22 protein-coding genes and 2 pseudogenes are annotated in these 24,913 nt (G+C 61.3%); 10 read left to right on the top strand and 14 right to left on the bottom strand.

Features of this window, described 5'->3' with window-relative positions; translation table 11 throughout:
- Positions 1 to 93: 93 nt before the first annotated feature.
- From AOC05_RS17520 to AOC05_RS17510, 3 genes are all read right to left on the bottom strand, one after another.
- The gene (locus tag AOC05_RS17520; protein WP_154604828.1) at positions 94 to 627 is read right to left on the bottom strand and encodes a GIY-YIG nuclease family protein; all 534 of its coding nucleotides are present in this window, start codon (positions 625 to 627) and stop codon (positions 94 to 96) included.
- A gap of 238 nt (positions 628 to 865) precedes the next feature.
- Positions 866 to 1,693 (bottom strand): DMP19 family protein, encoded by an 828-nt coding sequence (locus AOC05_RS17515; RefSeq protein WP_062008781.1) that lies wholly within the window; start codon positions 1,691 to 1,693, stop codon positions 866 to 868.
- A 118-nt stretch (positions 1,694 to 1,811) separates the two neighbouring features.
- On the bottom strand, positions 1,812 to 3,308 hold the full coding sequence (locus tag AOC05_RS17510) for a helix-turn-helix transcriptional regulator (protein ID WP_062008779.1): 1,497 nt from the start codon (positions 3,306 to 3,308) through the stop codon (positions 1,812 to 1,814).
- Between the two features lie 130 nt (positions 3,309 to 3,438).
- Here AOC05_RS17510 and aceA point away from each other — a divergent pair, with 130 nt between their 5' ends.
- The 5 genes from aceA (at position 3,439) to AOC05_RS17485 (ending at position 8,326) form a co-directional block, all read left to right on the top strand.
- Positions 3,439 to 4,761, top strand: coding sequence for an isocitrate lyase (gene aceA, locus AOC05_RS17505; protein ID WP_062008777.1), 1,323 nt, complete (start codon positions 3,439 to 3,441; stop codon positions 4,759 to 4,761).
- Between the two features lie 84 nt (positions 4,762 to 4,845).
- On the top strand, positions 4,846 to 6,492 hold the full coding sequence (gene aceB, locus AOC05_RS17500) for a malate synthase A (protein ID WP_062008775.1): 1,647 nt from the start codon (positions 4,846 to 4,848) through the stop codon (positions 6,490 to 6,492).
- A 194-nt stretch (positions 6,493 to 6,686) separates the two neighbouring features.
- Positions 6,687 to 7,400 (top strand): DsbA family oxidoreductase, encoded by a 714-nt coding sequence (locus tag AOC05_RS17495; RefSeq protein ID WP_062008773.1) that lies wholly within the window; start codon positions 6,687 to 6,689, stop codon positions 7,398 to 7,400.
- Positions 7,401 to 7,565: 165 nt separating this feature from the next.
- Positions 7,566 to 7,751 (top strand): hypothetical protein, encoded by a 186-nt coding sequence (locus tag AOC05_RS19880; protein ID WP_062008771.1) that lies wholly within the window; start codon positions 7,566 to 7,568, stop codon positions 7,749 to 7,751.
- A complete protein-coding gene (locus AOC05_RS17485; protein WP_062008769.1) occupies positions 7,748 to 8,326 on the top strand; it encodes a S1C family serine protease in 579 nt (192 codons plus the stop codon). Before AOC05_RS19880 ends, AOC05_RS17485 begins: the two co-directional genes overlap by 4 nt.
- Here AOC05_RS17485 and AOC05_RS17480 read toward each other — a convergent pair.
- Both AOC05_RS17480 and AOC05_RS17475 read right to left on the bottom strand, forming a co-directional pair.
- Positions 8,271 to 8,873 (bottom strand): recombinase family protein, encoded by a 603-nt coding sequence (locus tag AOC05_RS17480; protein WP_062008750.1) that lies wholly within the window; start codon positions 8,871 to 8,873, stop codon positions 8,271 to 8,273. The two genes, AOC05_RS17485 and AOC05_RS17480, sit on opposite strands and share 56 nt — an antisense overlap.
- Positions 8,874 to 9,285: 412 nt before the next feature.
- Positions 9,286 to 9,795, bottom strand: a complete 510-nt coding sequence (locus tag AOC05_RS17475; RefSeq protein ID WP_062008767.1) for a MarR family winged helix-turn-helix transcriptional regulator — start codon at positions 9,793 to 9,795, stop codon at positions 9,286 to 9,288.
- 90 nt (positions 9,796 to 9,885) lie between these two features.
- On the opposite strand from AOC05_RS17475, the gene AOC05_RS17470 reads away from it, so the two are divergent.
- Positions 9,886 to 10,677, top strand: coding sequence for an SDR family NAD(P)-dependent oxidoreductase (locus AOC05_RS17470; protein WP_062008765.1), 792 nt, complete (start codon positions 9,886 to 9,888; stop codon positions 10,675 to 10,677).
- A gap of 109 nt (positions 10,678 to 10,786) precedes the next feature.
- Here AOC05_RS17470 and AOC05_RS17465 read toward each other — a convergent pair whose 3' ends face one another.
- Positions 10,787 to 12,262 carry an MFS transporter gene (locus AOC05_RS17465; RefSeq protein ID WP_062008763.1) on the bottom strand — a complete coding sequence of 492 codons (1,476 nt, stop codon included), beginning with the start codon at positions 12,260 to 12,262 and terminating at the stop codon, positions 10,787 to 10,789.
- Positions 12,263 to 12,306: 44 nt separating this feature from the next.
- Here AOC05_RS17465 and AOC05_RS17460 point away from each other — a divergent pair, with 44 nt between their 5' ends.
- The gene (locus AOC05_RS17460) at positions 12,307 to 12,981 is read left to right on the top strand and encodes a TetR/AcrR family transcriptional regulator C-terminal domain-containing protein (RefSeq protein WP_062008761.1); all 675 of its coding nucleotides are present in this window, start codon (positions 12,307 to 12,309) and stop codon (positions 12,979 to 12,981) included.
- A gap of 80 nt (positions 12,982 to 13,061) precedes the next feature.
- The gene (locus AOC05_RS19110; RefSeq protein WP_082358062.1) at positions 13,062 to 13,502 is read left to right on the top strand and encodes a cytidine deaminase family protein; all 441 of its coding nucleotides are present in this window, start codon (positions 13,062 to 13,064) and stop codon (positions 13,500 to 13,502) included.
- A gap of 54 nt (positions 13,503 to 13,556) precedes the next feature.
- Here the strand turns inward: AOC05_RS19110 and AOC05_RS17455 are convergent, their stop codons facing one another.
- From AOC05_RS17455 to AOC05_RS17435, 5 genes are all read right to left on the bottom strand, one after another.
- Positions 13,557 to 14,912: a DUF4232 domain-containing protein gene (locus AOC05_RS17455; protein ID WP_082358061.1), complete on the bottom strand. Its 1,356-nt coding sequence runs from the start codon at positions 14,910 to 14,912 to the stop codon at positions 13,557 to 13,559.
- A 229-nt stretch (positions 14,913 to 15,141) separates the two neighbouring features.
- Positions 15,142 to 15,381: a hypothetical protein gene (locus tag AOC05_RS17450; RefSeq protein ID WP_062008756.1), complete on the bottom strand. Its 240-nt coding sequence runs from the start codon at positions 15,379 to 15,381 to the stop codon at positions 15,142 to 15,144.
- The gene (locus AOC05_RS17445; RefSeq protein WP_062009995.1) at positions 15,378 to 15,656 is read right to left on the bottom strand and encodes a ribbon-helix-helix protein, CopG family; all 279 of its coding nucleotides are present in this window, start codon (positions 15,654 to 15,656) and stop codon (positions 15,378 to 15,380) included. Before AOC05_RS17445 ends, AOC05_RS17450 begins: the two co-directional genes overlap by 4 nt.
- Positions 15,657 to 16,021: 365 nt before the next feature.
- Positions 16,022 to 16,504: a hypothetical protein gene (locus AOC05_RS17440; RefSeq protein ID WP_062008754.1), complete on the bottom strand. Its 483-nt coding sequence runs from the start codon at positions 16,502 to 16,504 to the stop codon at positions 16,022 to 16,024.
- Positions 16,505 to 16,990: 486 nt separating this feature from the next.
- Positions 16,991 to 17,968, bottom strand: coding sequence for an MFS transporter (locus tag AOC05_RS17435; protein ID WP_062008752.1), 978 nt, complete (start codon positions 17,966 to 17,968; stop codon positions 16,991 to 16,993).
- A 424-nt stretch (positions 17,969 to 18,392) separates the two neighbouring features.
- On the opposite strand from AOC05_RS17435, the gene AOC05_RS17430 reads away from it, so the two are divergent.
- The gene (locus AOC05_RS17430; protein WP_062008750.1) at positions 18,393 to 18,995 is read left to right on the top strand and encodes a recombinase family protein; all 603 of its coding nucleotides are present in this window, start codon (positions 18,393 to 18,395) and stop codon (positions 18,993 to 18,995) included.
- Positions 18,996 to 18,998: 3 nt separating this feature from the next.
- Here the strand turns inward: AOC05_RS17430 and AOC05_RS17425 are convergent, their stop codons facing one another.
- From AOC05_RS17425 to AOC05_RS17410, 3 genes and pseudogenes are all read right to left on the bottom strand, one after another.
- The gene (locus AOC05_RS17425; RefSeq protein WP_231687141.1) at positions 18,999 to 20,492 is read right to left on the bottom strand and encodes a DUF4158 domain-containing protein; all 1,494 of its coding nucleotides are present in this window, start codon (positions 20,490 to 20,492) and stop codon (positions 18,999 to 19,001) included.
- Between the two features lie 316 nt (positions 20,493 to 20,808).
- Positions 20,809 to 21,354, bottom strand: coding sequence for a hypothetical protein (locus AOC05_RS17420; protein ID WP_062008748.1), 546 nt, complete (start codon positions 21,352 to 21,354; stop codon positions 20,809 to 20,811).
- Between the two features lie 878 nt (positions 21,355 to 22,232).
- A pseudogene (locus AOC05_RS17410) lies at positions 22,233 to 22,628 on the bottom strand (DUF4158 domain-containing protein); the annotation flags it as partial.
- 60 nt (positions 22,629 to 22,688) lie between these two features.
- Here AOC05_RS17410 and AOC05_RS17405 point away from each other — a divergent pair.
- Positions 22,689 to 24,875: pseudogene (locus AOC05_RS17405) on the top strand (Tn3 family transposase); the annotation flags it as partial.
- Positions 24,876 to 24,913 lie beyond the last annotated feature (38 nt).

Below are 24,913 nucleotides of genomic sequence, written 5' to 3'. Positions count from 1 at the left end.
GACGGTGGGCCGTGGCCAGGCCGATTCCTCGGCTGGTCCGGCTACCGGCTGGTAACTGAAAGCATGCTGGGGATTACGGCCAAGGTCAAGGGATCAGTCCCCGGACGGCTTGCCCCTCTCGCGCAGGGCGTTGCGCTGCGCGGCGGCGGCTGCATCCGAAACATACAATTGTTCCGGTGTCCGTCCGTCACGGTTGAACGGCGGGCAGAGTTCGGCGCGCATGGCATCTTCGAGGTCCGTGACAAGCTCCAGCTTTGGCGCCACACAAAATGAGGTGCCCAGGTTGCTCACCATCCAGGCGCTCAGCAGTTCCTCGTCGGTGTCCGTCAGCCGCGGGTGTGCCGATTTTCCATGCCACTGGGCTTGGAGCCCCAAAATGGCTGCCAGGGAGCGGCGGAAAGTGGATTTTGAGGTTTGCACATCGTGGTGTCGGGCCCGGCTTTTCAGGTTCGTCGCCCGTCCCACATAGATCAGGTCCCCGCGCTTCAAGGGCTTCAACTCGGCGGGCCACTCCACGTTTTTGGGCAGACCGCCTGTCAGGTAAATGTTGTAGATGCCGGGGGCAAAGGGCATCGACTGCCACGCGGTTTTGGCAGGTGTGATGGCGGTCCATTTGAGATCATTCATGGGTTCGACCATACGGCAATTGACGGCGGCACCCGCTTTTCGCGTCGCCCCCAGCGGGTGCCGCCCGTGGCACAAACGGCCTGGCTGCTGTCCAGTTCCGGCCCGGCTGTTATGGAGTTGTGGGTCCGGCCATATTCCGAGAGGTTCCACCATCGTTTGGGCAGATAAAGCGGGTGTATGGCACGCACACCGACTTTATCTGCGCAAAAGAATCGCCTCTGGCCGTCCCGGCGCGCCCCTACGCGATGGCAAACTCGTCTTCATCGAACTCGAGTAGGGCAATGACGTCCTTGGTTTCCGGGTTGATCATGAGGGCTTCGGATTCCTCCTCGATCATGATGAAGCTGCCTTTATCCGTGGTGAAGTGCCAGGCCAGCACGTTTTTGCCGTTGTGCTCGAAATTGGGGTCCCCCATGGTGATCTTCTCCAGGTCGTGCCCGGCGAGGGCGCAGAGCTCGCCGATGATGGCCTCAAACTCGGGGGTGTTCGCGCTGTCGGCCTCGGCCTGGCGCTCTGCCAGGTCCGGGATTTCGGCAACACGTGCGGCGATGTGCGCTGCCAGTTCGGCACCGTCCAGGACCAGCAGTCCATCCTGGCTGCGCAGCCAGGCGGCGTTCAGGCCCGTGACGTCCTCGGTTTCCAGCAGTTCCTCGAACTCGTTGTCCAGGGCTTCCATGGCGGTGACGCCGTCGGGGCGCTCATCCGCGATGGCCTCGCCTTCAAGGTAGGCATCCTTGTCGGCATCGGAGAGCGAGTCGAAGAACGCCGTGGCGCGGTTGAATAGTTCCAGATGGCCTGAGGCTCCCATCGCGGCGAGCCCTTCGCGGATGTAGCCGTCCAGTTCCACCCGGTCCGGGGTCATGAAGACGTACTGGGCGAATCCGCCGTCGAGTGATTGTGCCAGGTAAAAGTCAACGAAGTAGCTGTGCAGCGCTTCGGGGGCCATCTCCTCGGCGGTCAAAAGAGCCTGGTACATCGCGTTCACAACCGAAACGTTGCTGCCAACAACGTCCTCATCACTGGCAGGCTCTGGGGTCAAAACAACGGGGAGCCGGTTCGTGGTCATGGTAGTTCCTCACTTTAGGGAGCCGTGGTGCTGTTGACACCTTCACGCTATGCTCCTGCGAGGGCTTGCGAACCTTTACCAGGTGAACGTCAGGCAACGATCCGTGAAACCTCCGGCACTACCGCCCTTCGTGGACTGCCAGGAACTTGTACACCTCTGTTTCGTCGACGCCCGGAAAGGCGCCCTGCGGCATGGCAGCCAAAAGGTGTGAGTTGGCGCGGGTGGAGGGCCAGGCGTTCCCGGCCCACTGCGCCGACAGCGCAACCGGCGGGCGGCGGCAGCAGGCCGGGTCCGGGCATTTGGACTGCGACCTCTCGGTGGTGTCCCGGCCGCGGAACCACTTCACATGCGCATAGGGCACCCCGATGCTCAGCGAGTACTCCCCCGAGGAGTGCCGTTCGGTCCGGGCCGTGCACCAGAACGTGCCCACGGCCGTGTCAGTGTATTGATTGAAGGCCCGGAACTTATCGGGCACCTCGAACACGGCCCGCGAGGTCCAGAACCGGCAGACGGCCTGCCCCTCGATGGCGCCAGTATGGTCGCCCGGGAAGTTCACGCCGTCATTCTCGTAGGCCTTGTGAATGATCCCGGACTCGTGCACCTTTTGGAAGTGCGTGGTGATGCCCAAATGTTCGGTGGCCAGGTTGGTAAACCTGTGCGCGGCGGTCTCGTAGGAGACAGCAAAAGCGTCCCGGATGTCCTCGATTGCCAGTTCCTTCGCCGCCTTGGCCTCCTTGAGGAAGTCCACTGTGGCCCGCTCCGGCATCAACAAGGAGGCGGCAAAATAGTTCGTGTAGACGCGCTGGCGCAAAAAGTCGGCATAGTTCCGCGGTGTCTGGTGCCCCAGCACATAGTGGCCCAGGGCCTGCAGCAGCACGGAACGGGGGTCGTGGTCGGAGCGCTGGCCCTGCGTGAGGTAAATTCGGTGATTCTTCAAGTCCGTCACCGAACGGGTGGAATGCGGCAAATCCCCCACATAGTGCAGGGCAAAGCCGAGGTGCTCGGCAATGTCCGCGGCCACGTGGTGGGACAGTGGCCCGCGGTCGTGCCCCACGGCCTTCAACAAGTCCTTCGCCTGGCTTTCAATCTCAGGGTAGTAGTTGTTGCGGGCGCGCATTTCCATACGCAGCTCAACATTAGCCCGGCGGGCTTCCTCGGGTGTGGCCGACTGCTCATCCAGCCGCCGTTCCAGTTCGTGTTGCAGGCCCACCAGCGATTCCAGCACCTCCGTGGAAAGCCGCGAACTGACGCGGACTTTCGGCAGTCCCAGCGATTGGTACAGCGGCCCCCGCTGCGCCCTTTCCAGCTCGATTTCCAGGGCGGCCCGCCGGCTGGGCGGCTCGGCTCCCAGCAGTTGCTCAAGTCCGACGCCGAGTGCCCCGGCCAGATGCTGGAGCAACGTCAGCTTGGGCTCACGTTTGCCGTTTTCAATGAGTGAAAGCTGCGACGGCGCGGCACCCACCCTGGCGCCAAGGTCATCCAGGGTCATACCCAGTTGCTTGCGCAGAAACCTGACCCGCCGCCCCAGCGCGATCATGTCCAGCTCGTCGTTGGATGCGCCCCCGTCGTTCTCCCGAGGCGTCGAAGGGGTGAGGTTCCAGCCTGCATTTGTCATTTCTTTAGGATACGTGAAGAAGCGCCAATCTTTCCATCCTTTACCCCTAGCAGTGTTGATAAAACCCCTGAATAGTGGAAATCACGAAGAAGAACACAGCAACACCACATTCCAAGAAGGAGCGACAATCATGACTGCAGCATTTGAACCCGCAATGACGCCGGAGCAGAGCAACGCCCAGGCAGCCGCCGCTCTCGAACTTGAATGGGCCGCCAACCCCCGCTGGGACGGGATCGAACGTAGCTACGGTGCGAATGACGTCGTCAAGCTTCGGGGCCGTGTCACCGAGGAACAGACACTGGCCCGGCGCGGCGCGGAAAAGCTCTGGAACCAGCTGCGCAACGCCGGACCCGAGGACTACACCAACGCCTTGGGCGCCCTCACCGGCAACCAGGCTGTGCAGCAGGTCAAGGCAGGGCTGAAGGCCATCTACCTCTCCGGCTGGCAGGTTGCCGCCGACGCCAACACTTCGGGCAACACCTACCCCGACCAGTCTTTGTACCCGGTCAACTCGGTGCCCACCGTGGTCCGCCGCATTAACAACGCCCTCCTTCGCGCAGACCAGATCGAATTCTCCGAAGGCAAGCAGAGTGTGGAAGATTGGCTGGTGCCGATCGTCGCCGACGCCGAGGCCGGCTTTGGCGGGCCGCTGAACGCGTACGAGCTCATGAAATCCATGATCGCCGCCGGCGCAGCGGGCGTGCACTGGGAAGACCAGCTGGCCAGCGAGAAAAAGTGCGGGCACCTGGGTGGGAAGGTCCTGATCCCCACAGCCCAGCACGTGCGCACCCTGAACGCGGCACGGCTCGCCGCCGATGTTTCCGGTGTCCCCTCCGTCATCATTGCCCGCACTGATGCCGAGGCGGCCACCTTGATCACCTCCGACGTCGACGACCGCGACAAGCCCTTCATTACCGGCGAGCGCACGGCCGAAGGTTTTTACAATGTCCGCAACGGGATCGAACCGTGCATTGCCCGCGGCCTGGCCTACGCACCCCACGCCGACCTCATCTGGATGGAAACCGGCACCCCGGACCTGGCCCATGCAAAGAAGTTTGCCGAAGCCATTCGCTCAGAGTTCCCGGACCAGATGCTGGCCTACAACTGTTCACCGTCGTTCAACTGGAAAAAGCATTTGGACGACTCCACCATCGCCAAGTTCCAACGCGAGCTCGGCGCCATGGGCTTCAAGTTCCAGTTCATCACCCTGGCTGGCTTCCACGCCCTGAACTACTCGATGTTTGACCTCGCCCACGGCTACGCCCGGGATGGGATGAGCGCCTACGTCGAACTGCAGGAGCGCGAATTTGCCTCTGAAGACCGCGGCTACACCGCAACCAAACACCAACGCGAAGTGGGCACAGGCTACTTCGATCTGGTGGCGAGCGCACTGAACCCAAACAGCGGCACCCTCGCCTTGGCTGGTTCCACCGAAGCCCAGCAGTTCCACTAACCCTTTTCCCGCTGGTTGAGCGTGTCGAGATCTTTGGTCGCGACACGCTCGACCAGCAGCACTTTTGACTTGGAGCGCATCGAAATGAACTCAACGAACAGCCTGAACGGCATCACGTTTAACGGCGTCACCTTGACCGCACCCCCCATCCACCGACAGGAAGAAATCCTGACCCCCGAGGCCCTGGATTTCATCGCCGCCCTGAACCGCACGACGACGGCGCGCCGTGCACAATTGCTGGAAGCCCGCCAAACACGTCGCCGCCAGATCCTCAGTGGTACGGACCCACGCTATCTCAGCCACACCTCCGCCATCCGTGAGGACCCCCGCTGGCGGGTGGCCCCTCCGGCCCCGGGCCTGGAGGACCGCCGTGTGGAGATCACCGGCCCGGTGGATAAGAAGATGACCATCAACGCCCTGAACTCCGGGGCCAAGGTATGGCTGGCCGACATGGAGGACTCCTCAACCCCCACGTGGGGCAATGTGATCCGTGGCCAGCTGAACTTGATCGACGCACTGGAACGCCGCATCGACTTCACCAGCCCCGAAGGCAAGGAGTACAAGCTGGCGCCGCAGGAGGAGCTGCCCACCATTGTGGTCCGGCCCCGCGGCTGGCACCTGCCGGAGAAGCACCTGCTCATCAACGGTAAGCCGATGGCCGGCGGGATCGTGGACTTTGGCTTGTTCTTCTTCCACAACGCCCGCCGCCTCATCGCCCAGGGCAAGGGCCCGTACTTCTACCTGCCGAAGATTGAAAACCATCTGGAGGCCCGCCTCTGGAATGACATCTTCATCCAGGCCCAGGACCTGCTCGGCATCCCCCAGGGCACCATCCGGGCAACGGTGCTGATCGAGACCATCACAGCCGCCTTTGAGATGGAGGAAATCCTATACGAACTCCGTGACCACGCCGCCGGGTTGAACGCCGGGCGCTGGGACTACCTGTTCTCGGTCATCAAGAATTTCCGCACCCGCGGCCCCCGCTATGTGCTCCCTGACCGCAACCAGATCACCATGACCGCACCGTTCATGCGCGCTTACACGGAGCAGTTGGTCCGAGCCTGCCACACCCGCGGCGCCATGGCCATCGGCGGCATGGCCGCGTTCGTACCCAACCGCCGCGACCCCGAGGCCAACGCCAACGCCATGGCGAAGGTCCGTGCCGACAAGACCCGTGAAGCCAACGACGGCTTCGACGGTTCCTGGGTGGCCCACCCGGATCTGGTGCCCGTGGCCATGGAGGTTTTCGACGAGGTTCTAGGCTGGAATCCGAACCAGATCAGCCGCACCCGCGAGGATGTGGAGCTCGACGACAGGGCCCTGCTGAACATCGCCGGCACCCAAGGCACCATCACCGAGCAGGGCATCCGTGACAACATCTGGGTGGGTATCCAGTACATCGAGTCCTGGCTGCGCGGCCACGGCGCCGTGGCCCTGAACAACCTCATGGAAGATGCTGCCACCGCGGAAATCTCCCGCTCCCAGATCTGGCAGTGGATCCACAGCCAGGCCATCACCGATACAGGAGAGCTGATCACCTTCGACTGGGTCAAGGAGATGCTGGAGGAGGAATTCGCCAAGATGCCCCGCTTTGACGCCGACCGCTTCGAGGACGCCCTGGAAATCTTCGAGTCAGTGGCACTAGGCGAGGAATTCCCCACCTTCCTGACACTCTCCGCCTACTCGAACTACCTGCACGAAACGGCCGACGCACAGCTGCTGGCCGTCTAAGTTTGGTTGCCTTCACCGGATGCGACGCCACTGCAAGCCCGAGATCCGGGTTCCGGTGGGGCAGCCTTAAATATTGATCTCGACGGGCTCGATCACCGATTCGGTGGTCGAGCCCGTCGTTTCCAGTGGTCGAGCCTATCCGGTCCCGGCTTCGGCCGCTGGAATAATCTCTGCGCCAGCCCCGTTGCGCCAGTATGAAGATTGAGATCTGGTCCGATGTGGCCTGCCCCTGGTGCTACATTGGCAAGCGCCGTTTTGAGACAGCGCTGAACGCATTCCCGCACAAGGATTCGGTTCAGGTGCAATGGCGCAGCTACCAGCTGGACCCCACCCTCCCCGAGCACTACGATGGCAGCGAACTCGACTATCTCGTTGAGCGCAAGGGTATGGACCGCAGCCAGCTCATGGGCATGCTGGGCCATGTCAAGGAGGCGGCCGAGGGCGAGGGCCTGCATTATAAGTTCGACGGCGTCGTGGTCGCCAACAGCTTCAAGGCCCACGAACTGCTGCACTTGGCAGCCGCCAATGGCAAGGGCGACGCCGTTAAGGAAGCCCTGCTGTCAGGCCACTTTGAGCACGGGGTGGACATCGGCAACCGCGAGGCACTGGTACGAATTGGCACGGACGCCGGCCTGCCCGCCGTCGAAATTACCGAGGCACTGGACACCGACAAGTATGCCGACGACGTCCGCCATGACTTTGCCGAGGCCCGCGCACTGGGGGTATCCGGGGTCCCCTTCTTTGTCATTGACCGAAAGTACGGCATCTCCGGTGCCCAGCCTGCCGACGTCTTCAGCCAGGCGCTGGAGCAGGCATGGCAGGAGGCCAACCCGTTGACCATGGTGGCCGCGGCTCCCTCTGATGGATCGGACGCGCAGGTGTGCGGCCCGGACGGCTGCGCCATCTAACCCCCAGGCTGATACCCATTTGCAGGGCGGCGACAGGCAAAGTTCTGCCCTGATGTCCTAGCAGGGGAAACCCCCAGGTGCTCAGTGGTTTTCCTGATCGGAGTACGCCCATGCGCACCGCCTCCCCGCGATTGGTTCAAGCAGAACCCGACCACATGGATTGTTGTGGCCGCAACAGTTTTGGCCATGTTGGCGGGACTGCTGGGCGCTTTGCTCGGTCACTGGTTTACACGCGCCTCCGCCACGGCCAGCGGGGCGTGCGACGCCGTTCAGGACACCCAGGGTGGGCTGCCCGGCGTCGTCACCGTCTCCCTCTCAATGGTGAGGCAAGCGGCGTCGGAAGCGGCGTGATTGTGCGCCCGGAGGGTTACCTCATCACCAACAACCACGCAATTTCAGCTGCTTCAACAGCGGGAACCATCGATATCGTTTTTAGCGATGGCCGCAGCGTGGAAGCAAAATTGGTGGGCCGGGATCCGGAATCGGATCTGGCCGTTTTGCAGGTCACCGCTGACAAGGACCTGCCCACCGACCCACTCGGGGACTCCTCGAAGGTGTTGGTGGGCCAGCCGGTGGTGGCCCTTGGCGCTCCGCTGGGACTCTCCAGCTCTGTCACGGCCGGCATTGTCAGCCTCCTGGGACGCGATGTACCTGTTCCCAGCGACAATGGCACCACGGCCACGCTGGTTGGCGCCCTCCAAACGGAGGCCTCCATCAACCCCGGCAAGGTGGCCTTCACGTTCTTTGGAATCAGCGCCGCCGCCGGGCTGCGGGCCGGCGACGCCGTCGAGGTCAGCTATGTGCGGGACGGCAAGGCTGCCACCGCGACACCGATCTGGGGTCTTGGTAGTAATGGGGACGGATTGAGCGCTAAGCCTCCAGGGTCGCTTTGGCGGTGGGACGTCGTCCGATGCTTGCCTTGTTGAGGTGCCCGTAGATGGTGGAGCGCGGGACCTGGAGGAGGTCGGCGATGCGTTGGACCGTATGGGTCCCCGCGTCGTAGAGCTGCTGGGCGTGGTGGGCCTGGTCGGGGGTGAGCTTCGGGCGCCTTCCTCCTGTTCGCCCGCGGGCACGGGCGGCGGCGAGTCCGTCGCGGGTGTTGGCGACGATGAGTTCTCGTTGGAGTTCGGCCAGGACGGAGAGCATTCCGAACATCGCACGTCCTTCCGCGGTCGTGGTGTCGATGCCTTGCTCGAGGACACGTAATCCCACACCACGCTCGCGGAGGGATGCACCGAGGGTCACCAGGTGGAGTACCGAGCGTCCGAGCCTGTCCAGGCGGGTGATGACCAGCTGGTCGCCGGCCCGGTTGGCCGAGGCGAGTGCCTTGTCGAGCTCGGGCCTGCTGGCCTTGGCACCGCTGGCATGGTCGAGGTAGATGTTTGCCGGGTCGACACCGGCGCGGGCCAGGGCATCTGTTTGGTGCTCAGGGTTTTGGTCAGCGGTGGAGACTCGCGCGTATCCGATCAGCATGTGTCGATAATACCGGTGCTGTATGGTTTGACGACGTTGATTTCTGGCACGGGTTTCCGACATGCTTTCCGCAGCGTGTCGCCGACAGGTTCGGGATGTCGTTAAATGACCGTTTCTCGACGCTACGTTCAGCCGCAGTGTGTCCCAGTTAGCGCCCGGGGGATTCTATCGATCGAATCTGCCGCCCCATCACCGGGCTTTTTCTCGGGCCGGGTATACGCGAATGTGACACCTGCAGAAGCACACAGCTTCGCAAATTTCCGAAGTCGTCTGCACCCGCTCGGGTGGAAGACCGTAATACGGGACGGCTGTGGGGCGCCAGCATCAAGCCGTAATGCATTGGCGTTCCGGCGGAACTTACTTTTATTTTCGAGATCCAGCGACCCTTGCCCGTGCCAATGAAATATCGAGGTTAGTCAGTGTCGGAAGAGTGGGTGCTTGTTGCCCACCAACTCTCCTGCTCCCGAATCGCGTGTTGGATCCGAAGACTGATATCGCGCAGCTGATCTCGTTGGGCGTTTGTGAGGGGCTCTAGGACTAATTTCGTGACGGTCCGAGAATGCACGGGCGTGGCTTTTTCGAACATGGCTAGCCCGGCCTCGGTCAGGGAGGCCAAGGTGGACCGCCCATCCAAGGGGTCCCGACTGCGCTGCACCCAACCGCGACCCTCAATCCGCGATACTGCTCGAGAGAGCCTAGAAAGCGAGCTATTGGCATAGCCGGCCAGGACAGTCATCCCCAGCGTCTGGTTCGGCGCGTCAGCCAAGGCAAAGAGGATGCCGTACTCGAAGTGCGTGAGGTCGAAATTACGAACCAAAGGCGCATCGAGTGCGGCAGGCAGCCATTCCAATACCGTCGCAAGAGCTGCCCACGACATGAGGTTATCTCCCTTGAGGAGGTTTGGGACGCTGGAATCAGTCATGCATACAGGTTACCTGTTTACTTGACTGGGCAAACAATTTTGACTATCTTTACTTGACTGAGCAAGCAATAATGAGAGGCTAGAACGACCATGGACATGCAGCTGTCAAACAAACGCGCCTTTATAAGCGGTTCAACGCAAGGGATTGGGTACGCGATCGCGAAGGCTCTCCTCCAGGAGGGGGCCGAGGTGGTTATCAACGGCCGCGATGCCAGCCGCCTCCAGCAATCGGTGAAGAACCTTCAAGCCGAAGTGCCTGGCGGGGTCGTTGCCGGCATTGCGGCGGACTTCACAGACGCCTCGGCGGTGCAAAGGCTACTCAGCTCGCTCGGGGCCGTCGACATCCTTGTCAATAACGTCGGTCTCTTCGGGCTAAAGCCCTTCACTGAAATATCTGACGATGACTGGTCTTGCTACTTCGCGGTAAACGTGATGAGCGGAGTCCGGCTCTCCAGAGAGCTACTACCCGGGATGATCGATGCTGGCTGGGGTCGGATCATTTTCGTAGGCAGCGAATCAGGTGTAAACGTACCCGCTGACATGATGCACTACGGCGTGACGAAAGCAGGGATGCTCGCCTTGAGCAACGGTCTCGCCAAGCTCACCCGCGGTACCGGTGTGACGGTCAACACGATCCTCGGTGGCCCGACCTACTCTGACGGTGTTGCCGGTACCATCCATGACATCGCTGAGTCGCAGCGAATGTCAGCGGATGAGATGAAAGCAATGATCATTGGTGGCAACCAGACATCTCTCCTTGAGCGCTTTATCGAGCCCGCCGAAATCGCGAACCTCGCCGTGTATCTCTCAAGTCCCCTTTCCTCCGCGACAAACGGAACTGCCGTGCGCGCTGACGGCGGAGTACTGACCGCAATACTCTGACCGGCGCACTAGAGTTTCACCCTCTCAAGCTTTCACCCACACTCACCGGTCCGTATCCGCCATGCAGCCCGGTAGAGGTTCCCCTAGCGGGCAGGGATTGCGCTGGGCTCTACGCCCCGTGCTGTTCTGGCTGCTCGTGCCGTGCGCGGATGAGAGCGACGGTCAGGAGTGCGATGGCGGCGGCGGTGAGGGTGAGGACTCCGAGCGTGACGGCGTTCTCGAATGCGTTGGTGGTTGCTGTGCTCCAGCGGGTTTCGGTGAGCGCATGGCCGATGAAAGCTGCGATGATCGTTCCGGTGACGGCGATGCCGATGCCTGCTGCGAGTTCCTGGCTGGTGTCGTTCAGGGCTGCTGCAATGGAGGTACGCTCTGGGGGTAGGCCGCGCATGACGTTGATGGTGGCGGTGATCATAACCACGCGCATTCCCGCGGCGACGAAAACGAGTGCGAATGCGATCCACACGTAGTGGGTGCGCCCCAGGAGTGCATAGATCAGCAATCCGGCGATGACTGCGGTGGAGCCGAGCACGCTGGCGCGGTCCATGCCGCATTTTCGGACGATGATCTCGACGAATGGGCCGATGAAGATCATGGTCAGTACTTGCGGGAGGACGCCGAGCGCGGCGAGGGCGGGCGGCCAGCCCCACGCCAGCTGGAGTTGCAGGGAGACTGTGTATCCGAGGCCCGCGGTGGCGAGCCCGATTGCCGCTTGGTAACTCAACCCGGTGATGACCGAGGGGCGTGTGAACAGCGCTGCGTCCAGGAGTGGATGTGCGGCGTGCCGTTGGCGGGCAATGAACGCGAACGCACTGCCGATAGCGGTAGTTGCTGCGATCCAGGGCCATGGATTCCGTCCGCCGAGGTTGACGAACAGCGTGGGTGTGAGGAGGACGAGCACTATTGTTCCGGTGCCCAGTGCCGCGCCGAGGAGGTCGACGGGCACGCGGTGCAGATCGGTGGGCTTATCTGCCGCGATCCCGAATCGGATGCCGACGATCGCCAGCCCGGCGATCGGGACGTTGATCAGCAGCAGCACCTGCCATGGAGCAACAGCGAGAATCAGTCCGCCGACCGTAGGTCCGACGGCAAGCCCGATGAGCCCGACCGTAGAGATCAGAGCTGTCGCACGAACGCGCATGGCATCGTCATCGAACAGGCGAAACGACAACGCCATCGACCCCGGCGCGGTCATCGCTGCGGCGATACCGATCAGCACCCGGACCGTAATCAGTTCGCTTGCCGAAGACACCAAGAGAATCGACAGGCTCGATACACCGAACAACACAAGGCCTATCAGCATGAAGCGGCGTCGACCGAATCGGTCGGCGATCGCACCGAACGCGAGCATCAGACCGCCGAAGACGAGCGAGTAGGAGCCGCTTACCCACTGCAACTCAGAAGCCGTGGCCGAGAGATTCCTTGCGATCGTCGGCAACGCGACGTTCAACACGGACGTATCGAGCATCTCGATCAGGAATACCGCAGTGAGGCCGGCGAGAGCGGGCCAGACGGCGCGAAGGGTTTGGGGCGGGAAGGGTTTGGGGCGGGAGGATGCCGCAACAGCGGGATTGGAATTATGTTCCATAACTACATATTGGAATATAGTTCCATTTGTGTCAAGATGAAGCCATGGCAAAGGAACGCGGCGGCGGGCGCAGACCCAGCGCCACCGCGCTCTCCCAAGAGGCAGTCACTCAAGCAGCGATCGACATCCTCGACGCCTCCGGTGAGTCCGGGCTCACATTCCGGGTGCTCGCCGAACGCCTCCACACCGGCGCTGGTGCCATCTACTGGCACGTCGCGAATCGTAACGAACTCCTCGACCTCGCTTGCGACGCAGTACTCACCGCCGCGGGACAGACGTCAACCGCCGTCGAGGTCGAGCCTCTCGACACGGTTCACGCACTCGCGCTGGCCTGGTTCGACCTGCTCGAGCAGCACCCATGGATCGGAACGCACCTCGCACAAGCGCCGACTCTGCCCAGCACACTCCGAGCCCTCGAACAGATTGGCAGCGCGCTCGAGGCATTCGGGACACCGCTGGAACAGCAGTTCAACATGGCCACCGCGATCTTCACATACGTCATCGCCGTCGCAGCTCAAATGACACGCAACGCCCAAGTCGCAGCCGGCCAATCTCAAGAAGAATGGCTCGCAAAGCGGGCAAAGCGTTGGGAGCAGCTCGAGCCCACCAGCTTCCCATTCCTCACCCGCGTAGCAGCAGAGTTCAGCCGCCACGACGATCGCGACCAGTTCATTGCCGGCCTCGAGCTGCTTCTCACCGGGGTGAGATCTGCCCACTGAAGGATCCGTCAAGGGCATCCCGTACGACATTCCCCCAGTGGAACAGCCGATGCGGACACTAGCCCTCGTACTATTGGGGTATGCCCACTCCACTTCCTGCTTCTGCGCTCCCCTTGTCAGAGATCGAGCAGTCTCTCATCGGCCTGGCACGCGAGACAATCAATGCAACCACTGATGCCGGACCTGGGGAAGATGGTGTGCACACAATGGGCGCTGCGGTTCGAGCAAAAGACGGACGGACCTTTTCAGGCGTGAATCTGTACCACTTCACCGGCGGTCCCTGCGCTGAGCTCGTCGCGCTCGGAGCAGCGCGCTCCGCAGGTGCAGCTGAATTAACTCACATTGTGGCCGTTGGAAATCATGACCGAGGCGTGAAAAGCCCGTGCGGGCGGGATCGGCAGATTCTTGTTGATTACTACCCAGGAATCCGCGTAATCCTCGATACGCCACATGGACTTGTGAGCGTTATTGCCAGCGACCTCTTGCCGTTCAGCTACGACTACCTTGCCGAGCAAGTCTGAATTAGGACGTCCGGTAAACGTTCCCCAAATAGGACGTCAGTAGCTCGAAGACGCTCATCGAACGCTTGTGCTTACCTGAACTCCGTCAACGACCAAGATGTCGAAAAGATTCGGGGCCCCGCCAGTGATGCCGAGATCGACGGCGGTTCCTGGCTGCAACACGACCGCGGCTGCAACGTCTAACGGTGGCACGGTATCGAGGCCGGCAAAGCTGCCCGCATCAATGCGGCACGTGCCCGTGCTGATGTTCAACAGCCGATACGGGAGCTCCTCTGCCTCGTCCTGCTCTGACGAGGAGCCCTCCGGTCGGGGTGTGGTCACTGCAAGTTGCTGGGACTGACAAGGCGGTGCAATATGGACAAAGGCGTACCCGTTCTCCCATGTTCCAACGCCTACGCCGTACCCAACAACTTCCCATGGTGTCGCGTTGATCTGGGTTGACTTCGAAACCGCAAGCACCCTTCCAGAGGGGCCGGCGGGCGCTCCCACAATCACATCGCCGTCTGGCAGGTGCAGTGTGATGATCTGGTGTTCCGATGAGATGTCGTCGGGCCTGTATGATATTGCCGACGCAGCAGACTCCCATGGTTGCAGTGTCACGGTGGAGCTACGCTGAGTCCATGGTGGACGAAGGATTTCCGTGCCTTGGTTGATTTCGATACCGGTCGCTTCCGATAGCTCACACGGTTCTGCCGAAACGTTTTGCACGCGAAGGATGTAGTCATCCGTATTCCCTGCCGCATTGCCCGAGTCAAAGGTTGCGTCCAGTTCATTTGCGGAGCACTGTCCTCCGGCTCGGGCCGGATTCGCTGGGAGGACCCCTGCCATGGTCATGCCGCGTTTCGCCGGCTGCCCCGTCACCAGACTGCTTCGAATCTTTACAGGCAGATCCAATACCGCGGCCCTTTCCTGGGGTGCGTCGGTCTGTCCTGGTTCGGACGGCACGTTGTCCGGGCAGCGCGTCTCCTGCAAGTGGATCCGTGCCCCAGCACGATCGACGCCAACCTCCGCGCAGAGCATTGCCCTCCCGGTCGCGGTTCCCAGTTCGCCAACCCACACCACGATGCCGACAGCTTTGGCATCGGATTCATAGGTGCGCGGAACATGGAACAGGGCGTAGTCGGCCTCGGGCCAAGCCTCACTATTCAGTGCCCCTGGGCGAACCGCCGCAAGGTAGTCGGCAAATGCCGGCGTGTAACTCACCTGAAATCCGGAAAGCTGTTCATCAAAGATACCCGCGATGTCGCTGAGGACGGTGTTACCCGACGCGGCTTTCCCCATTGGTGCATCGCCGCGATTTGTTGCGCGATCCACGGCCCAACCGACGACGAGGCCCAACAGCACGAACAAGGCAACCATCCATATGAGTACTTTCTTACGGGTCCCCGGGGGATGCTGCTGGTTTCTCATCACACTTCATTCTTACCGCATCGCTGTGAGTTCTTGGTACCCAGCCGGACTTTCTAAACGAGTGCTGAACTCGAGTTCGTTGAAACTTTTTGCAAACGGAAACCGCCACTCAGCTCAGAAGATCATGTTCCTGAAGCTCACCTCGCAAGGCGTCCCGCTCAGCGTTCCCCTATGACGTGTTGCTTATGGCCAGCCGGGCACGAGTTGGTATACTCGCCAGCTGTTGCTGTCAGTCGAGCATCGATAGGTACTGCGGCCGGCACTTCATCGCATGGATGAGTTCTTCGGTCCCGTCATCCCAGACCAGCACCACGAGTTCCAACAGCCTGCCTCGGGTATCAAATCCCAGACGAAGGAAACGCCGCGGATCTTCATCATCCAGCGGCACCTCCCGGAACGGCCAAGAGGCTGCCTCGATCCCGTCCTCATCGCTGATTCCGTGCTTGTGCGCGGAGCCGCGAACGATCATGAGCTGGTAAGCGTGTTGTCTGTGTGCGCCCAGCTCGACAGCGCAGCGCGGAACGCCTCGGAGCGGTTCAGATGCTCGCGCTCAGCGCGTTCCATGACTGCAGCAAGCTCCTCGGTGGTCAAGCGCACGGGCACAACCTGCGAAGCGGTTGCACCCCTGGCGGGGCGCCCCATGCGGGCCTTGAGGTCTTCGACGTCGTAGCCTGCCTCGGCTTCCTCGACCCACTGGTCGATCTCGGCCTCCGAGACTGGCTGCCCGTGTAGTTTTCGTTCCATGAGTACTATCGTAATACGAATCCCCTGGCGGAGCCAGAGTATCCAGGGAGCCGGTACGCCAGAGTCAGCCCGTGACATAACATCTGGAATCCCTCATTGAAAAACTTGTCCGTGCACCAGAGCAGCTTTGACCCTGAGCCGCCTTCCGTGAAGCCGTTTGCATGGGCGCGAGGTCTTCGACGTCGTCGCAAACCGCTGACCTGTAACCGCTGACACGAGAGTCCCAACACTAAGACTGCCCCAGCATCACGAGGCAACAACGACTAGCTCCGTCGTGCCGTTAGAGGTTCCGCTAAGTGGACGCCACGCAATAGACGATGCGCCTCACCGTAAGTAACGATTCGAGAGCTCATCGCAGCTCTGAGCTACCAGCGAAAGACGTTCGCTCCATCTGCACCGAGCTGTGGCTCCATAACCTTCGACCCCGGAAGGTCAATGATCTCTCCACCGATATTGTTTACTGTCCCGCCTCGTACGCCGGCATTCTCAATTCGACCGGCCACAGTCAAGGATCCGGCGAGGCGGCCGCCGCTTGCCACTAGAAGGGTGCCACCGTCGTCGACGTGCACACTCCCGTTCTGTGCACCGAGGACTTCACTCGTCGCTGAGGAACCAACTGACAGGGACCCATTATGCACGCCGTGGATGGTGACGTGTGCGGACGCGAGCACGGTCAGCGAACCGTTGTGGTTCGCGCCTTGAACGATCGTGAGCGTCCCGTCGTGCACGCACACGGATCCATTGTGTGTTCCGCTCAGAGTCTTATCCCCGTGGATGACGAGGGACGGTTTTTCGACCCTGTCCCCATCGGCGCCGATGAAAATGTCGTTCGGATGAGAGTGGTCCACAGTGGCCTCCAATTTAGCTAGGTGTCGTTAGCCTACCCGGTGCCACCGACAGTCGAAGTGCGCGGAACGACTGTTCTTGCGAGTGGAATTCCCGTTAGCCCTTCCCCTCTGGAACTGCCATGGAGAGACTTTTCAGCTCCAGCGCCCGCATGAATCCACGGGCCGGTGTCCGACCGGCTTACGGGGCGGGGTTCGGTCGACTGTTCGTCGGCCGGTTCTTAGTCAGTGTCTGACCTATATGGATTGTTTGATCGGGAAGATTGTCGCTCGAGCAAGGAATAGTCCTACCAATACGAGGGCTAAAGCAGCAACGCCAGCTGAAAAAAAGCTGATGGTTGTGCCAGACGTTTCTATCAGCACGCCTGCCAGGGCGGAGCCCGCTGCTAATCCTATGTTTTGAGACGTGTTTACCCATGTGTTGACCTCCGTCGCCTGCTCATCGGAGCCAAATCTGCTGGCTACAAAATACGCGGCAATCATCGCTGGCTATAAAAAGAGTCCCGTCAATGCTGCGATGATCCCCAAGGTAACAACGCCGGAAGCAACGGCCATCGCGATTGACCCCACCGCAACCCCGGCAGCTAGGAGTGGCAGTTGCCGCATGGGTGCCAGACTCCATGCAAAGCGACCGTACAGGATTCCGCCCAACGCGCTACCAGCAGCGAAGGTAGCGAGAATTAAACCGGTTGCTGCGACATTGCCCTGCACTTCACCAAATGCAGGCACCGCTACATAGATGATGCCGAGGGCAACGCCGATCCCAAGAACAGGGGCGAGCAAGCTCAGAAATGGCCGAGAGGCGAGCAGCTTCTGGCGGGCCTCGATGGGCGAGGAGAACTTCTTTGCGTTGCCGCCGGGTGCATCACTGAGAGAACCTGAGGCCACCATGCCGACCGTACCGATTAAGACTAGAGCTGCTGGAAGCAGTAATACTGTGTTGGCCGGCACTACCGCGATGAGGAGACCGGCTACGGCCGGGCCAATGAGATAGAGAACCTCTTCGATCACGGCATCGAGCGTCAAAGCGCGTTTGAGCATCGCCGGCCCATCCGTAAGCCGTTTCCAGAGCACCCTCATCACAGGCCCGAGTGGCGGCGCGAAAGCGCCCGCCAGCCCGGCCAAGACCGTACATAGGAGGGGGCTGGCCTCAGACGAAGCGGTGATCGCCCTGATGGCCATCAGGAACGCCGAGAAGAAGAACGTAAGGACCGGCAAGGTCCGGCGCGGACCAAACAGATCGATTGCCTTGGCCCGAAGCGGTGCAAGGAATCCGGCAGTAGCGCCATAGCCGGCAACTGCCGCACCGGCAACCGCGAAAGATCCAGTGCTCGCTTCGATCGCAAGCAAAAGGGGAATGAAAACCAAGGGATAGGCCAAACGCCCAACAAGTGCGGCACTGAAAGTTAGTGGCACTTGCGGGCGCGAGAGGACAGCCTGATAGGAATTTTGGGGTAATTGAGTCATGTCGTATCCAATGTGAGATCGAGACGAGAAAAGTAAGAACGCGCAAAAAGACTCGCGTGGTCTCGTCGATCAGTCACAAAGGTGCATGCCCAAACGGTATTCCAGGGATCGTAGGGTGTCAAACAGGCGCCGGACAGGGGCGCTAGCAGGAACCCCTGGCAGCGAATATGGTCAAGCCTGTCCCACTCAGGGTTCCGCCTACGGGCATCTCAAGGCCGTGCAGACGAGTACTGAAATTTGTGCAGACGAGTACTGAAAATGACAACTAACGGCTAAATGGGACACACTGCGGCTGAACGTAGCGTCGATAAACGGTCATTTGACGACATCCCGAACCTGTCGGCGACACGCTGCGGAAAGCATGTCGGAAACCCGTGCCAGAAATCAACGTCGTCAAACCATACAGCACCGGTATTATCGACACATGCTGATCGGATACGCGCGAGTCTCCACCGCTGACCAAAACCCTGAGCACCAAACAGATGCCCTGGCCCGCGCCGGTGTCGACCCGGCAAACATCTACCTCGACCATGCCAGCGGTGCCAAGGCCAGCAGGCCCGAGCTCGACAAGGCACTCGCCTCGGCCAACCGGGCCGGCGACCAGCTGGTCATCACCCGCCTGGACAGGCTCGGACGCTCGGTACTCCACCTGGTGACCCTCGGTGCATCCCTCCGCGAGCGTGGTGTGGGATTACGTGTCCTCGAGCAAGGCATCGACACCACGACCGCGGAAGGACGTGCGATGTTCGGAATGCTCTCCGTCCTGGCCGAACTCCAACGAGAACTCATCGTCGCCAACACCCGCGACGGACTCGCCGCCGCCCGTGCCCGCGGGCGAACAGGAGGAAGGCGCCCGAAGCTCACCCCCGACCAGGCCCACCACGCCCAGCAGCTCTACGACGCGGGGACCCATACGGTCCAACGCATCGCCGACCTTCTCCAGGTCCCGCGCTCCACCATTTACGGGCACCTCAATAAGGCAAGCATCGGACGGCGCCCCACCGCCAAAGCGACCCTGGAGGCTTAGCGCTCAATCCGTCCCCATTACTACCAAGACCCCACGTAACGCCCGATGCAACGCCTCCAGTACGCACAGCGTGTACGCCCGGTGATCTACCAGTTCTTCCGGCGATTCCGGGCTGGGAGACACCAGTCGCCGCCACGACCCGACCACAACCTCGTCCACGAGCTCTGCCCGGGTCACCCGCTTGCGTCCAACCAGGCTCCCCAAGCCCCTCACCGCGTTCAAAAGCGCAGTGCCTGCCGGCGTTGCGTCCAACGGCAGGACCTCAGCGATCACCGCCACAAAGGGGCGGACGGTGGCGTATCGCTTCACCAGTTCCGCCTGCCCCTGGTCCGCGTCGTCCCCTGCGTCTGGTGCCAGTTCCTCAATGGTCGCAACCGCGGCCATCAGCCGTTCCCGAGATATGGCCGCTTGCAATCGGGTCCAAGCCTCTGCCGGGTCCAACCCCAAGCCTTGGTCCTCGACGCATTCAAGGATGACCTTTGCCGCCGCCGCCAAGGTCACCGACGCCCGCCTCAAGTGGGGCAGGGATCGCATCCGGTCCTTGGCTGATGCACGCACAGCGGGCCCGATGAGCTTGGTCGCCATCAGAACGGAGAACAAATCCAGGGCATCATCGACCGCCGATACTTGCAGCGCCCCGGCGGTTGCAACCAACGTCGCCCACCGGCGATGCTCCGGCATGCGCCTCAGCATCGACGCATCCGATGACAGTCCGTAGCGAGCCAGCATCTGGACGCGCCCCGCCGGAATCTCGCTCAAATCAACGCCGCCAGCACCCAGCTTGGCGATCTCTGCAGCGCGTTCCAAGGCACGGACCATCTCCGGCCCCGATGCCCGGGTAGGGGCACGGCGCAGTCGCTCCAACCCCGAGGACCGGGAATCCGCTGGCACCGTCAGCAGTCGATCAAGACTACGACCAAGATCCGGTGAAACCCGTCCCGCCAACACCGAAGACAATCGATCGCCAGCCGCGCCCCTGACCTCGGCGATGAGCCTGGCTAACATGCTCACACCCGGAAGCAGCACCCGTTCCGAACGGAGCCACGCCACGCCCTGGTCAAAGAGCTGAATCGGCCGCTCGGCCCGCGTCCACGCACGAGCCGTCAGGAAACCCCTGAATTCCGTGGCAGTCTCGGGCTCCGACAAACGTCGGTACCCATAGACCCGGGCTATCTCCCAGCGATGCTCGTAGGGCGTCTTTGACCGCTCCACATAATCTCCCAGAACGGAACCATCAACGATTCCAAGTTGCGTCGCGATGAAATCAACAACCGCTTTCGGTACCGCCACCGGGTCATCAAGAAACGTCCCCAGGAACCGCAGTGTTCCAAGCTGCACCCCGAAACCCAGCCGGCTACCCTCGCCACGACGGCGAGCAACCAACTCCAGATCCCGGTCGTCAAGAAAGAAAAACCGTTCCAACTCGCCCTGCGAGACCGGCCCTGAGAACCGGCCATACACAGCTACTTGGTCATCACTAAGAAATTCAACAGGCATGACACCAACCTAAAGCCAATCTCAAAGGCTTAGCGCCAACCACTGTTCCGCTGCAGGTCAGACCCCTGGCATTGCTGGCTCGGAAGTCAGGAGCGACCCTAGCAGGGTTTGCCGTACTGTTGAAGTTCTTTCAGCAACATGCCAGATTCCCGGTCGGGCCTGCGGATCTATCACTGGGAGCTTTGAGCTGCTGGCCGACAGTAAACCAAAGAACTGGCGTCATTTCGACGAAGACTTCAGCGTTTTCGGAGTCCTTGGGAGTAAGCGCAACGTTGGGGCCGGACAAGTTGTCCGGCCCCAACGTTTACTCGTTTCTTTAGTTCTGTGCACCGAATGTCAATTGGACTCCATCAGGTGTTCTCTGCATCACTACACCTGGTGGGAGAGCCTTCTCCGTTGTCCATTCGGAATTGGACTCTTCGGCTTGCGTACTGCGGAAGGCAACTCCACAGGCCAGGCCAAACCACGGGGAGTAGATGTTGTTCGCCGTGTATGCGGGGCTTACGCCTGGAGGCGACTGCAAAGTGTATGCCACACGAGTGCGGAACGTGGCGGGACCTTGCGAACATGAGGTGTTCGCGACGCTCTTGTAAGTCTTACCGGCGGTGGCGTTCAGCCACGACTCCGTATTGCCACCCCAGGTGGGTCCACCGGACTTCTCCAGATATGTGCGGAGGTAGATCTCGGTCATACCGATCGTGCACTTCAACGTGCCTTCGGAGTTGATCGTTCCGCTGACGTGCACGGACGCATGAGGGTCGTTGGCCTTCATCGTGCAGGCACCGACAACAACAGCGTTCGCCGGAGCCGAGACGACCGTCAGCCCTGTGAGGGCAAAGGCTATCGACAGCGTTCCCACCATCGCGGCTCTCCAGCGTCTGGCACGACTATCTCGTCTGCCAGTGTTGGTCTTCTTAGTACGCATAAGTACACCTTTCATTGGTTTTCCGATTAATCGGTGTGAAGAATGATGGTCTCTTGAGTGCCGCCGCCGTCAGCTGGTCTACCTCGAAGATGGTAGAAATCCGGTGAGCCCGCTCGCACATACAGCTCAAACGGGTTACCTTCCGAGTGCTGCCTCGCCCAGTCGAGCACGTCATCAAGATCGCACTCGGTGAGCTCCCAATCGTCCACGCTCCACGCAAAGCCGTCCCTAGCAGGCGGTGTCCACAAGCGAACTCGAAAGATGGGATCATCCTGCACAGCAACCGGCTGTACATATTCGACCTTCATATCGTCTCCCCCTGACGTATCCCCCTACCGGTGATACGCCTCGCGTATCCACAACCGGTAACTTGAGTACACATTCAGTGATGTGCACTCTGCCCCATTCAACACGCTGGACAGTGGAAAAGATAGACTCCGCGTTGACTCATAGAAAACCTCCGCGGAGCCGGATACGCGGCCTTATCCGCTTGACTACTCCACAAATTTTTGCAGTTGGAAATCAGGATCGAGGTGCCTGTAGTATTCCTCCACTCCCCTTAAGCAGTTGTTCGGGATCTTGCGCAGCTTTTTGTGTGTGCCTCATCTGGTGCCGTGGTTTTGGTGTGGACATATTTGCCTGAGCAGCTGCGGGGCAGGGTTGCAAGTGGTGTCAGGCAGTCAGCTCGCCTATGTCGTGGGTCAACTGGTGGTGGTTATGAATTTGCCAGGGTAATTGAATGTCAGAGCCTGGAAGTAGTGTTTTGTGTGTAGTCGGCCTTAGCGCCAACCACTGTACCGCTGGTCCCCAAGGCCGTAAACGAACTCGCTCAGGTCCTCGACCGCAGTTCCCGTGAAGTCCCCGTAGCCATAGAACCGGCGGATCTCCCGCGCATGAGCGTTCGGAGTCGCAACGCGCTCGGGGTACCGCTTGATCACCGACGGATCAGCGATTCGGAGCTGTGTCGCCAAATATTCCACCACGGACCACGGAACATCTAGCGGATCCGACAAGAAAGCACCCAGGAACCGCACTGTCCCAACGTGAAGCGCGAAACCGAGCCGGTTATGGTCACCGCGGCGCTCAGCAATCCTTCCCAGGTCAGCCGCGTCGAGATAGAAGAACTGCTCCAGCTCCGCCTGAGATGGTTCGCCTACGAACCGCCCGAACACCACCGCTTGTTCCTCAGTCAAATATTGATCAGTCGGCATATCACCACGCTACCTCGCAAGGCTTAGCGCTCAATACGTCCCCGTTACTACCAAGACCCCGTTCTGATGGCGACCAAGCTCATCGGGCCCGCTGTGCGTGCATCAGCCAAGGACCGGATGCGATCCCTGCCCCACTTGAGGCGGGCGTCGGTGACCTTGGCGGCGGCGGCAAAGGTCATCCTTGAATGCGTCGAGGACCAAGGCTTGGGGTTGGACCCGGCAGAGGCTTGGACCCGATTGCAAGCGGCCATATCTCGGGAACGGCTGATGGCCGCGGTTGCGACCATTGAGGAACTGGCACCAGACGCAGGGGACGACGCGGACCAGGGGCAGGCGGAACTGGTGAAGCGATACGCCACCGTCCGCCCCTTTGTGGCGGTGATCGCTGAGGTCCTGCCGTTGGACGCAACGCCGGCAGGCACTGCGCTTTTGAACGCGGTGAGGGGCTTGGGGAGCCTGGTTGGACGCAAGCGGGTGACCCGGGCAGAGCTCGTGGACGAGGTTGTGGTCGGGTCGTGGCGGCGACTGGTGTTTCCCAGCCCGGAATCGCCGGAAGAACTGGTAGATCACCGGGCGTACACGCTGTGCGTACTGGAGGCGTTGCATCGGGCGTTACGTCGCCGGGATGTGTACGCCGTTGATTCTGTCCGGTGGGGCGACCCGAGGGCCCGCCTTCTCGACGGTGAGGCGTGGGAACGGGCCCGCCCTGATGTTCTTACTGCACTGCGATTACAGGACCCCGTTGACGCCCATCTCAGCGACCTTGCAGCCCGGCTCGATTCGGCCTACACGGGTCTGGCCGCCCGGATCCGCCCGGCCGAAGTAGCTTTGGGCACTGCCCCTCTTCGTTTGGAAAAGGGCCCCGATGGGCGCACACGAATCCATCAGCCGCGGCTGGAAGCGGTGCCGGAACCGGACACGCTGACCGCGTTGCGGGACACCGTCGAACGAATGCTGCCCCGGGTGGATCTTCCTGACGTGCTACTGGAAGTGAACGCATGGACCGGCTATTTGAACGACTTCACCCACATGGGTATGACGGGGCAGTCTTCCGGTTCCAGACTCGCCGATCTGGCCACCTCGATGGCCGCGGTACTAATCGCTGAAGGCTGCAACCTAGGGTTCGCGCCGGTGATCAAGCACGGGCATCCGGCCCTAAGCCGTCGCCGGCTCTCACATGTGGCACAGAACTACCTGCGCAGCGACACCCTCACCGCCGCCAATGCCCGCCTGATTGCTGCCCAGGCCGGTGTTCCAACGGCCCGGGCATGGGGCGGTGGCTTGGTCGCCTCCGTCGACGGGTTGCGATTCGTTGTCCCGGTCCGCACCCTGGACGCCGGCCCAAATCCCCACTATTTCGGCCAGGGCCGTGGCGTGACCTGGCTCAACGCCATCAACGACCAGGTCTCCGGCATAGGGGCCGTAGTAGTGACCGGCACGATGCGTGACTCCTTGCATGTCCTGGACGTGATCCTCAACCGTGACGGCGGACCCGCACCGCAGATGATCGCGACGGATACCGCCTCCTACTCCGACATCGTGTTCGGGCTCTTCCGCCTGCTCGGCTACCAGTTCAGCCCGCGTCTGGCCGACATGCCCGACCAGCGTCTCTGGCGCCTCACTCTTCCCGGCAGGCAGGCCGCCGATTATGGTTCCCTGAACGCCGTCGCCACGAACAAGCTCTCCGCCGAGCGCATTCGGGCGCAATGGGCGGACATGCTGCGCGTTGTGGGGTCCCTACACAGCGGTTCAGTCGCCGGCTACGACCTGTTGCGGATGCTGGGGCGCGACGGCAACCCCACCCCGCTCGGGGCAGCCTTCGCCGACTATGGTCGTACCGCCAAGACCCTGCATCTGCTGGCCATGTATGACCCGGACGATGAGAGCTACCGCCGATCGATCCACGTGCAGCTCACCGTTCAGGAATCCCGCCACCGCATGGCCCGGAAAATCTTCTATGGCCAGCGCGGGGAACTACGTCAGCGATACCGTGAGGGCCAGGAGGACCAGCTCGGCGCCCTCGGGCTCGTTTTGAACGCGGTCATCCTGTGGAACACCCGTTACATTGACGCGGCACTGACCGCCCTGCGGGAGCAGGGACATCCCGTGGATGACGCCGACGTGGCGCGGCTTTCTCCGCTTGGGGACGCACACATCAATGTCCACGGCCGATACGCCTTCACCACCCCCTTCGATGACCACCTCCGGCCACTGCGTGACCCGGCGACATCAACCGACGACGAATAGAGGGTGGCTAGTAAAAGATTGAAATATCCGACGCTAAG

Source organism: Arthrobacter alpinus (genome assembly GCF_001294625.1).
Taxonomy (GTDB): Bacteria; Actinomycetota; Actinomycetes; order Actinomycetales; family Micrococcaceae; genus Specibacter; species Specibacter alpinus_A.
This window is presented reverse-complemented; position numbering and strand designations above follow the sequence as displayed.